This is a genomic window from Hyphomicrobium sp., from assembly GCF_041674905.1.
Taxonomy (GTDB): Bacteria; Pseudomonadota; Alphaproteobacteria; order Rhizobiales; family Hyphomicrobiaceae; genus Hyphomicrobium_B.
Map to the genome: position 1 here is coordinate 1 of NZ_JBAYUV010000056.1, position 15,072 is coordinate 15,072.

Genomic DNA, 15,072 nt, shown 5'->3' on the forward strand with positions numbered 1-15,072 from the left:
CGATCCGCAGGTGAAGCAGATTCTCCTCGATCAGGCGACTTCGCTCCGTACGCAGGTGAGCAAGCTTCAGGCCTACGTTTCCGCGGAAGACAATCAGTTCAGTCTTCTCGGCGGCCTCATGAAACTGTTCCGTTAGGACAGTCTGTCGAGCAGAGAAAAAAACAAGTCTCTCCCATTGAGAGACTTGTTTTTCTATACGGAAATACTTGTGGTATAATTATTTAGTATGGACAACAAATCAAAAATATTTTTCGTGGTATTTTTTACCCTCATTGTCGGATCGGTATTCGCGACGTATTATCGGTATGTCGTGGTCCGGGATTACATCATCGAGGCGGAGGCTCCCTGCGATCCGTATTCGGAATCGTGCTTCGTATATGTCTGTGACCCGGAAGCAGGAGAAGAATGTACCGGTGATCCGGAGGAAGACACTTCGTATTATAAGGTCATCCATCGCAATGCGAAGAATATCCCACTCTGCGATCCGAATGATGAAGACTGTGAGGCGCTGGTATGCCCGGTCGGAGAAGCTGATTGTGAGATTAGTCTCTGCGACCCTGAGATGGAAGAAGACATAGAATGCAGTGACCCAGTCGTATATACGGAAGAACATCCGATAGAAGAAGAGGTGATTGATGAAGAGAGCGAGGAGTCTGATCTGGAAGGATCCGCTGAAGCCGATGCTGCTGAAGGAGATGCATCCGAAGAGACAGACGTTATTTCAACAGATACTGAAGAGGTGATTGAATAGGACTATTCTATCGATAAGATAAAAAACGATTTTTCTCACGTTTTTTGATCAGCAACATATCAAGCTTGATGAATATATGAAACCACTGTTCGATTTTATATAAATTGATGATCACATGGTCGATCTCAATACATGCAAAAAAGGTTATTAAATAAAGGCTTTTCTTAGCCTTTATTTTTTTATTGTATTCTGGACAGCACCTTAATCGTTTGTTATCATTCGCATGCTGTTTGCTTATATAAATTACATCCATGAAGACGGTACTTGTATTGGGTGCTGGTGGTTTCATAGGAAGCCACATGGTTAAAAGATTGAAGTCAGAAGGGTATTGGATTCGAGGCGCTGATCTAAAATACCCGGATTTCTCCGTTTCTTTGGCAGATGAATTTGTGGTTGGTGATTTGAGGGAGCGTGATAGTATGCGAGACATTGTTCATAGGGATGGCGTTCCATTTGACGAGATCTACCAGTTTGCGGCAGATATGGGAGGTGCCGGGTATGTCTTTGCAGGAGAACATGATGCGGATATCATGAATAATTCTGTGACTATCAACCTAAATCTGCTTGATTCAGTTCATAAACTAAACCAGAAATGTGGGCTGAACATAACTAAGATATTTTATAGTAGCAGTGCGTGTATCTACGCGAAGCATAACCAGGAGGATCCAGGTAATCCAAATTGTTCCGAAGCGTCTGCTTATCCTGCTAATCCGGACTCTGAGTATGGTTGGGAAAAACTTTTTAGTGAGCGCCTTTACTTTGCTTATAACGAAAATTATGGAATCCCAGTACGTGTCGCAAGATTTCATAACATTTTCGGGCCAGAAGGAGCCTGGAATGGTGGTAGAGAAAAGTCGCCCGCTGCTATTTGCAGAAAAGTTGCTGAAGCTGAAAATGGTGGAACGATAGAGATATGGGGAGATGGCAAACAAACCCGTTCATTTCTATATATAGATGAGTGCATTGAGGCTGTACGCCGTTTAATGGAGTCTGATTTTCCCGGCCCAGTAAACATTGGTTCCGAAGAGATGGTTACAATTGATCAATTAGTCGGTCTGGTAGCATCGGTAGCAGGGAAAATGATTCAGATTAAGCATATCAATGGTCCAGAGGGTGTTCGTGGTAGAAACTCAGATAATACGCTAATCAAAGAGAAATTGGGATGGGATTGTAAAATGACGCTAGCAGAAGGAATTTCGACGACTTATTCGTGGATAAACAATCAATTACAAAAAAGTCATTCCTAGTTATTTTCGATGTGAACCCTGTTGATGAATAGGATAAACATGTTGTTGGTCATAAGGTAAATACCTGCATATGGGATACGTTACAAATGTGGCAACGAATAAAAATCGAATATTGAACCATATCGGCATGATTAAGGAGAAGGCTGCCTTATTAGATGCTTCTGTCGTAAAAGAAGAGCGTTTATGTCGAGCTGGACATATAGAGTTACAATTAACCGATAAATGTACTTTAAATTGCTCAAACTGTCATTTTCGTGATCTTGGCGACCACACATTTTCTTTCGATTGGCTGGACCGCATAGTCAAAAATATTAGACCGAGTGCTATAACACTTGCTGGCGGAGGAGAGCCGACAATTTACTCACGTTTTAATGATGCAGTATTAAAACTTGCAGAGATTCCGCGAGTTAAATTGGGTCTAATAACCAATGGAACCGTTATTCCCAAAGGAGAGTGGGTAAAACACATTTCCTGGATTAGAGTATCCGTATATTCTGTTGAAAACGGTATGTATTCAGGACGAATTCCTCAGTTTTTGGATGTTGTTATAAATAATATTCAGTGGTACCTGCGCGAATCTAATATTCCTAATGTTGGGATACACTTTCTTTTTTATAGGAAGAACATGTCCGATATTCTTTCATTTTCAAAAAGAATGTATTTTCGTTTTAAAGATGATAAAAAAAATTTTGGGAGGGTGCATATTCAATTCAAGCCTGCATTTATAATGGCTCGGCCTACACAGCTGACGCCAGAGCTTCACAAAGAGAATGTTGAACTCCTACCTGATTATGATCAAATAAGAAGTACTTTATCGGAATTTGAGAACGAATTTTCTAAGGATGAAAGTTTTAAGGTTTTTTTGGAAACACAAAGCAATTTTTCAATTTTTAATCAATTGTCGAATGGGTACTTGGATGAGCTAATTAACATTACAAGAGTACGTGATTTTCCTCTTAAGAAGAACGAGAAAAATAGATGCTATGTCTGTCTCGCATATCAATTAATAGATCCTAATGGATTTATTTATCCTTGCCTTACCTTGGCAGAACATCGTCTCAAGGAGTTTTCGCTTGGACATATTTCTGAATTACCTAATTCCCCAGTAGAAAAGCTTAATAAATTTTATACAGCAAGTACTGAGTGTTGCAATAAAATTTTTTGTAGAAATTGGAGCCAGAATGAGGTTGTAAAAGAAAATATTGATAAACCGTTGAAAATTGATATTCCGAAAGATAATTTCTTTTGAGAATTAATTGTTGATTTTTGAATTTTATGAGCGAAAAATATCAACCCAGTGTGAAAAATGAAGCGGTCAGCGCAAAAGAGTATCCAAGACATCCGGATCATAATCTTGTTGCTGAAAAAATACTTATTTGTCGAGCTGCTACCGCGGAACGATTTGGTTCTACTAATGTTTATCAAGCAGCTGAAAACTTGTATGCAGCCTTGTATCAGCCAGAGACCATTGATAGCTTGATAAAGCCTAATGAAAAATATCCAGACAGGCTGGATTCTTTAAAGAAGACTTTAAGTTCTAAGTCTGAAAAAATTCCAACCAAGGAAGAGTTTATCGCAACCGTGAGGCACGCCATGATAAAAGACGTTGATTTTAGTAAGTGTTTTCCAGAAGAAGCCAAGAAACAGCTCTATGCTGTTATGGAAAAAAGCGAAACAACAATTATTTGGACGGACGGAGACGTCTTCGGCGTGCTAGAATATCAATTGCCCGGTTCTTATGAGCAGATTTTAAAAATAGGGATGGCTAAATTTTTTAATAAAATGCGTCGAGAGATAGCCAAAAAGCGAGAAGTGGATCATAAAGACGTTCTTTCAATTCTGGCTACAGAAGGAAAGATGAAATTTATTCCTGGCTTAATAGAAAAATTTAGAGAAAGAGGAATTGAAAAAATAATAATTATAGAGGACCGAATGAAAAACTTAAGTCAAGCTATCGGCTTGATGAATCAAGGGGGTCTGGGTATGGAAATTTTTCCTGTTTTGGTAAATCAAGGACAGTTTAAAAATGAATTAGGCGGTAGTGATGAAGAAATGTTAAAATCAATCTGTATCATAAGTAACATTTCAGAATTAACATCAGCCCTAGAAACCAAGGGGGTGTTTTCGAAAGAAAAAAAAGTGGGAACTATTTTTGATATGGATGGGGTCTTATCTGATGATGACGTTAGAAAAAAAATTCAAACTGATGCCGTAATAAATGCCTTACAGGAGAAAAGCTGGATATAAATCTTTTAGAAAAAACATGAAAAAGTTAATTATAGTTTGCGGTTTGCCGGGATCTGGAAAAACTACATTTGCAAGCGAGCTTTCAAAAAAAACAGGTATTGTATGTTTACATAAAGACTCAATTAAAGAAAAGCTTTTTGAGGGATTAAATTTATCCACTCTTGAAGAAAGTAAAAGAATAGGAAAACCGTCTGTTGATATAATGTTATATCTTGCCGAACAGCAAATTGCGAACGGTATTGATATAATTATAGAAGCGCCTTTTGCCTTTCCTGGAGATTATAAAATTTTTGAAGAATGGAAGGAAAAATATGATATCGACCTTTATAGTATTATTTGTTTCTTAGATGCTGAGGAGAGAAAAAAAAGATTTAGTAATCGTTCCAGAAACCATGCCCACTTTGATGAGATGCGCATGGAGGACCATTTTTCCGAGAACGAGTATGATTATGCTTCAATTCCAGGAGAACAGATTATGATAAAAACGGACGAGCCAACATCGGAACTTGTAAGGAAGGTGATTTTACAGGTAGAATAATTTTCTTCACATGACTATGGGCAATCCGCGCATTCTTTTTATTTCGCACTCTTATCCGCCAGTTTTGGGTGGTGTAGAAAGTCAAAATTATAATTTGGCACAAGGTCTTCAAAAGCTTACTGATGTAAAAATTATCGCTAATGGTAAGGGAAAGGTCTGGCTTCCAGTTTTTTTACCCATTACTCTTCTGAAAAGTATTTTTTTTATGATGAGGTATGATGTTTGCTTGGTTGGTAATGGAGTGCTTGCTCCAGTCGCTGCAATTTTAAAATTTTTGTATCCTCGGAAAAAGTTTTTTTCTGTGGTGCATGGTTTGGACATTACCTTTTCTTACAAAAATGGAATTTTGCCAAAAATCTACAAAGCAATAAACATTCCTTCGCTAAAATTCTTGGATAAGCTTTTTATGGTTGGAAATTTTACCATTGAAGTGGCAGAAAAGATCGGAATACCTAGGAGTCATTGCGTGTTTATTCCAAATGGGGTTTCTTTGGTTGAGTTGCGGAAATTACATACCCGAGATGAGCTTTCTGAATTATTTGGTTCTGACATTACTGATAAAAAAGTAATTCTCCGATTAGCGCGGTTTGTTCCGCATAAAGGAACAGCTTGGTTTATCGGAAATGTTATGCCAAGATTAGGAAAGGATGTGGTCATGATTGCTGCTGGTTATCGGGTAGGAAAAAATACGGCAGGAGATCCAGATAATTTTCCGGATTGCGAACAGTACATTTGGGACAATCATTTGGAGGATCGCGTGAAGCTCTTGCCCTCGATTTCTAGGGAGAGTATTGAAACTTTATTAAATACTGTTGATCTGGTTGTTTCTCCTAATATTCATTATCCGGGATCTGTAGAGGGATTTGGTATCAATGTGATTGAGGCAGCTATTTGCGAGAGGGTGGTTTTGGCCTCAAGTATACAAGGTTTGGCCGACGCTGTAAAAGATGGTAAGAATGGTTTTTTGTTAGAGTCGGAAAACACGGATGTTTGGGTGAATACACTCAATAGACTCTTTGAGAAAGACATGGTTTATCTGGAAAACTTTGGGAAACAAGCTGGTAAATTCACTGAAGAAAATTTTTCTTGGGAGGGGATTTCCCTTAAATATCTTGAAGAAATAAATTTGTGTTTAATTACTAAGTAAAATATACGGAAGAACATCCAGTAGGGGAAGAAGAAATAGATGGAGAGAGTGAGGAAGGGGAACTGGAGGAATCCACTGAAGTCGAAGTGAGTGTTGATGATGAGGGTTCGTCCGAAGTAAAAGACGCTTCTTTGGCTGATACTGAAGAGGCGTTTGAATAGAATTATTCTCTCAATGAGATAAAAACGCTTGTCACAATCGTTTTGTCTTGACAAAAAGCATGATTTTCAGTAGTATTTTGTTAAATTCTTTAACAATTTGTAGGAGAACATTGTGGATAAATTTAGATTGACACGGCTTGTAATAAAACCAACGTTAAAGTGTACTGCAAATTGTTCAAGCTGTGAGAGCCGGAGAAGCCTCCATAAATCTCTTCAGCACGAGCAAACGTTGACTTTTGACGAATGGGCGCGCGTACTTGAAAATGCTGCTCGGTTAGGCGTTCAACGACTGGATATAAGTGGGGGTGAGCCGACGCTGTATAGGCAACTTCCTGGCTTGGTTGAGCTTGGGAAATCGTTTCATTGGCATGTAAATATCAATACGAACGGAACGCTTATTAAGTCAGGGAATGCCAAATCGTTGCTTGATGCTGGCTTAAACAGTGCCTATGTATCTCTCTATGGATCTACACCTCAATTACATGACGCGATGCGTCATCAAAAAGGACTTTGGGATAGAGCTACAAATGCAGTTCGCTTGTTTTCGTCGCTGGGGACTGATTATGAGAATTTTTCTGTGAAGACGCAAGCCTTAATCTGTAGGTTAAACTTCAAGGAAATTCCTAAGCTAATCAAACTAAGCTATCAGCTTGGCGCAAAAGAAATAGCTATAAGTTACTTGGAAGGAGACTTTTCTGGTAAATTGCAATTGTTGTCAGAAGACATTGATTCCTTCAGGAGGGATGTTATCCCTGATTGTCTGGCAGTTATTTCTACTTTGCCGCTGGGGGCACAAGAAAAAAATAAGGCAATGGAAGACATCTGTCGGTTATTTTCTGATAGCTTATCGACAAAACAATGGGCATCTAGTATTTATCGACCGGATGAAGAAAAAAAATGTGACAGACCGCAGTGGTTTTCTATTATCCTTGCGAATGGCGATGTCCATCCATGCAATATGGTTGAATATGTTCATGCTCCCATAATGGGAAACGTAAAAAATTGTTCATTGGGAGATGTATGGAATGGCAGATTATTTGAATCGTTTAGAGAAAAGCTATTCAGCTGTTGTAAAAGGTGCCCTATTAACCTTTATACGGTTATCCCATTGTGTTAAAAAGTGAAGGAGAAAAGAAATGGCGATCGTGACAGATAATGATGGGGTTTGGCAAGTAGACCGACAGGAGACAAGGAAATTTTTTGAGGCGAAGTGGAGACAAGGAGTTGATCTTGGTTCAACTCCCTGGGTAACTACTGCCGTAGGAAAGGAATTGCAGGATCTTCTGATAAACCAAACACTGAAAGAAGACATGAAGGTGCTTGATATCGGGTGTGGGATAGGGGTTGAAGCTTGTTTCCTCGCCAAGCATGGAATGAGAGTGACTGGAATCGATTTTATTCCTGAGACTATTCGGAGTGCTGAAGAATATGCCGGGATAGTCGGGGCATCAGTTGATTTCAGATGCACTGACTTCCTTAGCAATCGTAGCGAGATTGGAAGTGGTTTTGATCTAGTTTTTGATCAAGGATGCTTCCATCACATCCCGATTGCCGAGAGAGAGGAATATGCAAAACGGGCGTATGGCTGTCTCAGCCAGAATGGACTGTTGTTTATCAGGGCATTTTCTGATTTGATGCTCCCATCTCCCACCAATGACGGGCCGATACGGTTGTCTTCGGATGATATTCTTTCCACCTTTTCACCATTTTTTTCGGTGGAGCATTTGTATAGGTTTAAGAATATTCCTCTTCCACGGCCGTGGGCGTATAAGCCGCAGATTTTCTGGTCTTTTTTGGCACGAAAGAGGTAGTAAATTCTATGTGTCGATTACCATCGATAGTAATATCATCGGTGGTTTTTTATGCCTTAAATATCGCAGACACATTGACACTTTTTCTTGATTATGTTAAGATATTTCTGATATAGATACTTATAGCATGCCTATGAGCAGTATAAAAGAAGGGAAGAAATTTGTGCTTATTGGCGCTCAATCATGGGCATTTGGGCCAGCAGGAAAAGCGTCTGCTGTAGCACACTCGTTTCAGAAGTTAGGCCTGAGGACCTGTTTTGTTGGTAGTTCAACATCTTTGGATTTATGTAAAAACTCCGGGCACTTTGATGATCTAATAGAGGTATCATCAGCATATGATTATTTAAACTTACAAGAAGGGAATTTTTCGGCGGTAGTGTCAGTTATGGATCCGTATCTGGCTGTATGGGCTAAAAATAGAAATCTCCCATTGTACTACATCGATAGTATGAGTTGGTTTTGGAACTGGGAGGATAAAAGTATTGCAGAAGATTTTATTGGTAACATTGAGAAGAAAAAATTAGCTGATAGCTTTAAGTGTCTTGATGCATTTGAACCGGACACTAGGCAATTAGTAGCTCACCAAATTTCACAATTAGTTTTTTCTCAGGGAAACCCACAGACGGTTCCAGTAACAGAAAAAAAGTCTAAAAATATTGGATCCGTCATTGATTTATCTTATAGGGAAAATATTATTGACCGCGATACCGTGGTCATTTCTTTGAGTGGAGGCATTTCCCCAGTGAACAGCATTGAATCAGCCGTTCGGTACGCAAATATGATTGTCGATTTAGTTCTTGAGGAAAGGTCATTGGATTTTTTCTCAGCGAAAAGATTTGTGATTACTGGTCATCCGGAAGTTATAAAAAAGGTAAATAAGCCGAACAAGGTTGGTGTTGAATTTGTTTCTTTGTCACATCCTGATTTTTTGAGAGTTCTGAATAGAGCGGTAGTTGTATTTGTTCCTTGCGGTTTTACCACCATTTATGAGGCACTTGCATACCGTGTTCCGGTTGCATTTTTACCAGAAAATCACAATGGGCATGTCTACGAATATCTTATAATTACTGATGGTCTCGTTGACAGAGAAGATATTTTTCCAAACACATTGTTTACTCTTTCGTCTTCGTCGTTAGATTATATCAGGCCTATTGATGATTCAATGAATCTCATCGACATTTATACAAAGGAATATTTGAACAATACCTATTGTCGAGAGAACTATAGACAAAAAATAGATAATATATTTCGTCTACTATCTGATAGGGATGGAGTTTTAAAGAGACAAACGGAGGCTATAATGAAATTGATCCCAGATTTTGAGGGAGCTGACCGGATAGCGAGAAATCTAGTCGCTAATTTGCTGTAACCAATCGAGATGAAAGAACTGATAAAGGCATTTCATAACCAACCACTGAGGCGGATTAATGGTAGAGAATATATTTTGAATCCTTTACTGGATCATTATCCGGAAACATCATACGCCTTGATGGAAGATACGATTTTAGAATTATCTCGAATTACGGATTTATCGAAGATTGATAAAATAGTTGGTGAGGAGGATAGAGGTGGCTATATCGCTGCGCTGATGGCATTTCGTCATAAAAAGTCATTGGCAATGGTAAAGTGGAACCCGTGCGGGCTAGACGGGCATATCGGAGTAGACTTTAGAAATGCATATACGTCAGGAAAGATGTATTTGAATGGCGCAAAGAAGGGGGATAAAGTACTTATAGTGGAAGACCTTATAGATTCGGGAGGAACTATAATAGCTATGATTAGCCTATTGAAGTATGCTGGTGTAGAAATATGTGATATTATTACAGTCGTTGACAAGGTGGATTATGGTGGTCGAGAAAGAATTTTAAAAGAAACAGGATTTAGTGTAAAAAACATTCTTGGTGTTGCATGCAGAGGCGGGAGATCGAAGGTCATTTCTGTTTTGGGGATAGGCACTTAGAGAAAAAATAAGCAAATTGGGTTAGAATATTTACTTGAAACATATGCAAGAGAAGAATGATGAAAGAGGGGATAGACTAAAAAAATTACTTTTGATAAACAAAGAGGGATTAGTGCCGTATGCGGATAGATTTGAGAAGACTCATTCTATTGCAGATGTAAAAAACAAGAAAGTTGGAAGCCATGTCAGAGTGGCTGGGCGTATTATGCTTTTTCGGAAAATGGGGAAGCTTACTTTTTTGCATATTCAAGATTATTACGGGAGGATTCAGATTGTTCTCAAATCGGATGAGCTAGGAGAAAAACAGTATGATCTTTTCTCAAAAATCGTGGACGCAGGAGATTTTATCGGTGTTGAGGGAGAAGTATACATAACTAAGACGGAAGAGCTGTCGGTGTTAGCTAAAAGCTACACATTTCTTAGTAAGGCATTGAGGCCGTTGCCTGACAAATGGCATGGTTTGAAAAATGTTGAATTGAAATATCGGAAGAGATATCTTGATCTTATTATGAGTGAAGAGACGCGAGAGCGCTTTGCTTTCCGTAGTGATTTTATTAGAAGTTTGAGGGAGTATTATTTTGATAATAGATTTTCTGAGATAGAAACGCCTATTTTATGCAATACACCATCAGGTGCATTAGCAAAACCATTTAAGACACATCATAACGCGCTTGGAACCGACGTATATTTAAGGATTGCTCCAGAAATATTTCTTAAGCAGGCAATAATCGGCGGTTATGAGAGGGTTTTTGAGATTGCGAGGTCATTCAGGAACGAAGGAATTGACCCAAGTCATTTACAAGACTTTACAATGGTGGAACACTATTGTGCTTACTGGAATTTTGAAGACAATATGAAATTTACCGAAGAAATGTTCTCCGTAATTATAAGAAAGTTAAAAAAATCTTTAAAGATAAAAATTCCCAATAGGAATGGAGAGGTGATTGAAGTCGACTTCAAGGCTCCTTGGAAGAGAGTAGATTTCAGGACGCTATTGATCAATGATTGTGGCATTGATATTAATGAGCATCCCACTGTTGAGAGCCTGAAGAAAGAAATTAAAAGAAAAGATATAAGAATAGATAAAATAGAGAAATTAGGAAGAGGAAACTTAATAGATGCTCTTTATAAGGTTGTATCCCGAGAAAAGCTTGTTGATCCTGTTTTCTTGATTAATCATCCTATAGATATTTCTCCGTTAGCGAGAAAAAATGATGCAAATCCACTTGTAACAGACAGATTTCAGTTAGTCGTAAATGGATGGGAAGTTGTTAATGCATATAGTGAGCTTATTGACCCTGTAGAGCAAAAGAAACGGTTTGAAGAACAAACGAAGTTTAGGGAGACTGGAGACGAAGAGGCGATGATGAAAGATTTTGAATACGTAGAGGCCATGGAATATGGGATGCCTCCTATTTCCGGGTGGGGGATGGGAATAGATAGGATGGTAGCTCTATTGACGAGCCAATCGAATCTCAAGGATGTCGTGCTTTTCCCATTGTTGAAACCGGAAGAATGAGAGTTGTGGGCGTTTTTGGGGATGCGCGCTAAGACTGATTTGATTTTATGAAATTACAAAGGGTAAAGATAGGGAATTCTTTGGAAGAAATTTTTCTTTATATCGGAGAAAGAATATCTTATTCGTCGGATCCAACGATTGTTATTCTCGAGGCCGGACATTTTAGTTCTAGTTGTGGTCCGGATTGGCAGGCAGTCAATACGCTCAAAGGAGCTCTCGATTTGGCAAATAATATTATTGTCGAACATGGTAAGAAGGTGAGGGTTGTTTTGGCGTTGCTGGTTGATGACCTTGGGCTGAGTTGTGGTATTGATGTTTGCTCGGTAGGTGAAAATAATACAAATGTGGGTGACTCTCTTCCGAACGAATTGATTTCAATCTTGAAAGATTCATCAATCTATAAGCCTAAACAATTTGTTATTAGTAGTGAGAGGGCAGCCAAGAACCGTGGAATTGTAAAGTTGAAAAATATTATTAAAAGAAAAGGACCTGCTTTTGGGTCCATTTTTAAACTAGAAGAAGACGGGCGGCAACAAAAATTCTTTTTTTGTTCTAAAGATGGAGAGAAGGTTTTTTTAGCTGACATTAAGGATTGGGTCTGGAGTTCCCGCTGTCCTTTGGTTATGGGGCAGCATTATTTTGATTTGCATAAAAAGATAAGTAAGCGTTATCCATATAACTGGCCTCAGATCCTGATAGATTTTTCTTCTATTCATGAGCGTGGAAAAGTCAACAGAGGAGCAGAACTGGCGACCCAATTTTTATCACTAGAGGGAGTCGCGCGTTCTTATGAGATCGTGAATATTTGTTTTGCGGATGAGGAGGGGGAGGTATATACAGTTGATTATTTCAGTATATAATTTGGGATCTATTCTATGCTAAAGCGCATTTATCTTGATAACCATGCAACAACACCGATAGATCCGAGAGTTATGAGTAAGATGTTGCCTTTTTTTGATGTAAGTTATGGAAATCCATCAAGTATACATTTGTTTGGAATTGAAGCATTGAATGCCATTGACAAGGCGAGAGCTGTTATTTCCAAGGTAATCGGATCGGAAAAGGACGAGATTGTTTTTACGAGCGGAGCTACAGAAGCTAATAATTTTGCGATTCGCGGCATTATTGAAGGACTGAAGAGGAAGCATGGAAATCAACCGCTGCATATCATTAGTTCAGTTACTGAACATAAGTGCGTTTTGAATGCAATTAAAAGAATTCAAGCGGAGGGCGTCGAGATAACATTTTTGCCGGTTGATTCTTGTGGTGCCATTAATCTTCAATTATTGAAAAAGGAAATAAAGCCTAACACGGTTTTAGTTTCTTTGATGTTTGCAAATAATGAAATTGGAACTATTAATGATATTATGGAGATTGGTTCTATCTGCAGATCAAAAAATATAATTTTTCATACAGATATCGCGCAGGCACTTGGGAAAATTCATATAAATCTTAAAAATTTACCAATAGACCTTGCTTCATTTTCAGCGCATAAGCTCTATGGACCGAAAGGAGTGGGTTTTCTTTATATAAAACAGGAATTGAAAAAAACAATGACTCCTTTATTGGATGGAGGAGGTCAGGAATACAATCTTCGCTCCGGCACTTTAAATGTTCCAGGAATTGTCGGAATGTCGGAATGTGTTAGGTTGGGTGCTGAAAACTTCAAAGAAGACATAAGAAAATACCTCAAGCTTCGTTATGTTTTGTATTCTAGACTATCTTCCCAATTAAACAATATTGTTTTAAATGGACCAGATATAACACCTGGTGAAGAATTCTTTTTAGAACATGCTGATGTGGAGCAGCTTTCGAAAACATTAAAAAGGTTGCCAAACAATCTTAATATTACTTTTTCCGGAATAGACCTGAGCAGGCTGCTCCCTCGTATCAGTCATATTGCCGTGTCTACGGGATCGGCGTGTTCTAGTAATTCAGTACAGCCGTCGTATGTTCTTTGCGCCATAGGTTTGAGTGACCAGGATGCGGGATCATCCATTCGTTTTGGCATCGGTCGATTTAATACAGAAGAAGAGATGATTGCTGTCGCTGATTCTATCGTTGAAGCTGTCCATTTGTTGAGGAAAAATGTATGAGACGTCGACCACTTTATTCATTGTTAAGTTTTTTTAGAGATCTTTTCATTATTCTCCCTAGGCGAGTCACAATTGATCTGAGCCGAAATATAACATTTTTTTCAAAACTTCAAGCGATAGAGACTTTCGTTGGTATAGAAAAGGATCTTATCCAAAGCGCCTGTGGTGTGCTTTCCATACAAATGGTGATGAGTTTTTATAGCAGAACAGTTCCATCGTTGGCGGATCTTTCATCGAATCTTATGCGATGGAAGGCCTTTAGCATTGAGAGGGGACTTGTTTTAACGAGAGTTAACGAAGCTTTGCTTGAGTACGGTTTTCGTTCCGAGATGCATAGACAGGTTTCTTGTAAGAGACTTTTTCATTATTTGACTGATGGCATACCGGTAATCGCTTCTGTTGTTGGTAGTCAAGGCGGGCATCTCGTTGTTCTGGTAGGAGTTTCTATCGATGCCGGGAAGATAAAAAAGGTCCTCTATTTGGATCCAAATAACTCGGTCACTAATTCTCTTGTGACGGTGTCGCTCGAAGAATGGCAATCAATATTCAATAAGAGAGCGCTTGTCGTACTTCCAACTCATTGATTAGAGTTTCTGATTCAATAAGAAAAAGATATGTATAATAACTGTCCGCACTGTGGAAATGAATACGATGATGGAGGAACAACGAAAAAGAACGCATACAAATGTAATTATTGTGATTTTACCTTCTACAACAATCCCAAGCCTGCTGTGAATGGTTTCATTCTTGGGTCTGACGGCAAATCTTTTTTAATGACACAAAGAAAGTTTGAGCCATACAAAGAGTGTTGGGGTGTCCCGGGTGGATTTTTAGACTATGGTGAGGATCCAAAAGATGCCTTGAGGCGAGAACTGAAGGAAGAGCTTTGTGTGGATGTGGAAGTAATGCGTCTATTGGGAACATATAACGAGGTGTATCACAATGGTGGATCTAAAGATGAAACGTATAGTGTTGTTGTTCTCGTGTATCTTGTCGAGGTCTCTGATATGTCGGCGATAAGGGCTGATGATGATGCTATAGCATTTGAATTCTTTCCATTTAGCGACTTACCTCATCTTGCGTTTGAGAATCAGCGTGACTTTCTTATGGGCGTGTTTAAGCAGTTTAAGTCTTGATTATGGGATTAGAAAGCATGTTTCTTAAGCAGATTAAGCAAATGAGGGATCCGCTGAAACCGAAGAAAGTGCTGATGGGGGTGTTATCTCGACAGATACTACCGAAGAGGCAGCCGAATGAATATCTGTTAGTGGAGTTAAAAAAACGCTTTTTATAATCGTGTTTATTACCAAGCGAGTGAGCGAAGCGAAAGTTCTTACTTTCGATTCCGAGCGAGTGACGGTAACACAGGGTAAATATCCCGCGGCTTGCCGCGGAAATGAAATGAGTTCAGACTCATTTCAGTGTCCGGAGCTTGCTCCGTGGTTAATACCATTTATTGTTGTCTTAAAGTAGATTTTGGGGTAAAATATCAATGGACTTGGCTTGTTTTATGTTTTTCTAGCGGGATTTTTAATTGAGGCAGGTATGTTTTTCAGGAAAAAGTCGGATGAGTACAAGAAAGAAGTAGATTTTGA

General features: G+C 38.9%; 15 protein-coding genes. All 15 read left to right on the forward strand.

The genetic code is table 11. The features are described from left to right. Window positions 1–226 precede the first annotated feature (226 nt). Window positions 227–751: a hypothetical protein gene (locus WC026_RS16360; protein WP_372712073.1), complete on the forward strand. Its 525-nt coding sequence runs from the start codon at window positions 227–229 to the stop codon at window positions 749–751. Window positions 752–1,002: 251 nt separating this feature from the next. Next, window positions 1,003–1,998 (forward strand): NAD-dependent epimerase/dehydratase family protein, encoded by a 996-nt coding sequence (locus WC026_RS16365; protein ID WP_372712074.1) that lies wholly within the window; start codon window positions 1,003–1,005, stop codon window positions 1,996–1,998. A gap of 88 nt (window positions 1,999–2,086) precedes the next feature. Next, complete coding sequence (locus WC026_RS16370) at window positions 2,087–3,247, forward strand: radical SAM protein (RefSeq protein WP_372712075.1); 1,161 nt, start codon at window positions 2,087–2,089, stop codon at window positions 3,245–3,247. 26 nt (window positions 3,248–3,273) lie between these two features. Further along, complete coding sequence (locus tag WC026_RS16375; protein ID WP_372712076.1) at window positions 3,274–4,245, forward strand: hypothetical protein; 972 nt, start codon at window positions 3,274–3,276, stop codon at window positions 4,243–4,245. Window positions 4,246–4,261: 16 nt separating this feature from the next. Then, window positions 4,262–4,783 carry an AAA family ATPase gene (locus WC026_RS16380; protein WP_372712077.1) on the forward strand — a complete coding sequence of 174 codons (522 nt, stop codon included), beginning with the start codon at window positions 4,262–4,264 and terminating at the stop codon, window positions 4,781–4,783. A gap of 10 nt (window positions 4,784–4,793) precedes the next feature. Beyond that, entirely contained in the window at window positions 4,794–5,930 is a 1,137-nt protein-coding gene (locus WC026_RS16385; RefSeq protein WP_372712078.1) for a glycosyltransferase family 4 protein, read from the forward strand. 273 nt (window positions 5,931–6,203) lie between these two features. After that, window positions 6,204–7,208, forward strand: coding sequence for a radical SAM protein (locus WC026_RS16390; protein WP_372712079.1), 1,005 nt, complete (start codon window positions 6,204–6,206; stop codon window positions 7,206–7,208). A gap of 19 nt (window positions 7,209–7,227) precedes the next feature. Beyond that, on the forward strand, window positions 7,228–7,902 hold the full coding sequence (locus WC026_RS16395; RefSeq protein ID WP_372712080.1) for a class I SAM-dependent methyltransferase: 675 nt from the start codon (window positions 7,228–7,230) through the stop codon (window positions 7,900–7,902). 127 nt (window positions 7,903–8,029) lie between these two features. After that, window positions 8,030–9,271 (forward strand): hypothetical protein, encoded by a 1,242-nt coding sequence (locus tag WC026_RS16400; RefSeq protein WP_372712081.1) that lies wholly within the window; start codon window positions 8,030–8,032, stop codon window positions 9,269–9,271. A 9-nt stretch (window positions 9,272–9,280) separates the two neighbouring features. Next, entirely contained in the window at window positions 9,281–9,862 is a 582-nt protein-coding gene (locus tag WC026_RS16405; RefSeq protein WP_372712082.1) for a phosphoribosyltransferase family protein, read from the forward strand. A 43-nt stretch (window positions 9,863–9,905) separates the two neighbouring features. Further along, entirely contained in the window at window positions 9,906–11,381 is a 1,476-nt protein-coding gene (gene lysS, locus WC026_RS16410) for a lysine--tRNA ligase (protein ID WP_372712083.1), read from the forward strand. 47 nt (window positions 11,382–11,428) lie between these two features. Continuing rightward, window positions 11,429–12,241, forward strand: coding sequence for a hypothetical protein (locus WC026_RS16415; protein WP_372712084.1), 813 nt, complete (start codon window positions 11,429–11,431; stop codon window positions 12,239–12,241). 15 nt (window positions 12,242–12,256) lie between these two features. Then, window positions 12,257–13,477, forward strand: coding sequence for a cysteine desulfurase family protein (locus tag WC026_RS16420; RefSeq protein ID WP_372712085.1), 1,221 nt, complete (start codon window positions 12,257–12,259; stop codon window positions 13,475–13,477). Further along, window positions 13,474–14,061 carry a C39 family peptidase gene (locus tag WC026_RS16425; protein WP_372712086.1) on the forward strand — a complete coding sequence of 196 codons (588 nt, stop codon included), beginning with the start codon at window positions 13,474–13,476 and terminating at the stop codon, window positions 14,059–14,061. Before WC026_RS16420 ends, WC026_RS16425 begins: the two co-directional genes overlap by 4 nt. Window positions 14,062–14,091: 30 nt before the next feature. Next, a complete protein-coding gene (locus WC026_RS16430; RefSeq protein ID WP_372712087.1) occupies window positions 14,092–14,613 on the forward strand; it encodes an NUDIX hydrolase in 522 nt (173 codons plus the stop codon). Window positions 14,614–15,072: the final 459 nt, after the last annotated feature.

Bases quoted from the DNA above. Each gene is read 5' to 3' on its own strand.
- WC026_RS16365 (WP_372712074.1), top strand. From the start codon at position 1,003: ATGAAGACGGTACTTGTATTGGGTGCTGGTGGTTTCATAGGAAGCCAC.
- WC026_RS16385 (WP_372712078.1), top strand. From the start codon at position 4,794: ATGACTATGGGCAATCCGCGCATTCTTTTTATTTCGCACTCTTATCCG.
- WC026_RS16425 (WP_372712086.1), top strand. From the start codon at position 13,474: ATGAGACGTCGACCACTTTATTCATTGTTAAGTTTTTTTAGAGATCTT.
- WC026_RS16380 (WP_372712077.1), top strand. From the start codon at position 4,262: ATGAAAAAGTTAATTATAGTTTGCGGTTTGCCGGGATCTGGAAAAACT.
- WC026_RS16400 (WP_372712081.1), top strand. From the start codon at position 8,030: ATGCCTATGAGCAGTATAAAAGAAGGGAAGAAATTTGTGCTTATTGGC.
- WC026_RS16360 (WP_372712073.1), top strand. From the start codon at position 227: ATGGACAACAAATCAAAAATATTTTTCGTGGTATTTTTTACCCTCATT.
- WC026_RS16395 (WP_372712080.1), top strand. From the start codon at position 7,228: ATGGCGATCGTGACAGATAATGATGGGGTTTGGCAAGTAGACCGACAG.
- lysS (WP_372712083.1), top strand. From the start codon at position 9,906: ATGCAAGAGAAGAATGATGAAAGAGGGGATAGACTAAAAAAATTACTT.
- WC026_RS16430 (WP_372712087.1), top strand. From the start codon at position 14,092: ATGTATAATAACTGTCCGCACTGTGGAAATGAATACGATGATGGAGGA.
- WC026_RS16405 (WP_372712082.1), top strand. From the start codon at position 9,281: ATGAAAGAACTGATAAAGGCATTTCATAACCAACCACTGAGGCGGATT.
- WC026_RS16420 (WP_372712085.1), top strand. From the start codon at position 12,257: ATGCTAAAGCGCATTTATCTTGATAACCATGCAACAACACCGATAGAT.
- WC026_RS16375 (WP_372712076.1), top strand. From the start codon at position 3,274: ATGAGCGAAAAATATCAACCCAGTGTGAAAAATGAAGCGGTCAGCGCA.
- WC026_RS16415 (WP_372712084.1), top strand. From the start codon at position 11,429: ATGAAATTACAAAGGGTAAAGATAGGGAATTCTTTGGAAGAAATTTTT.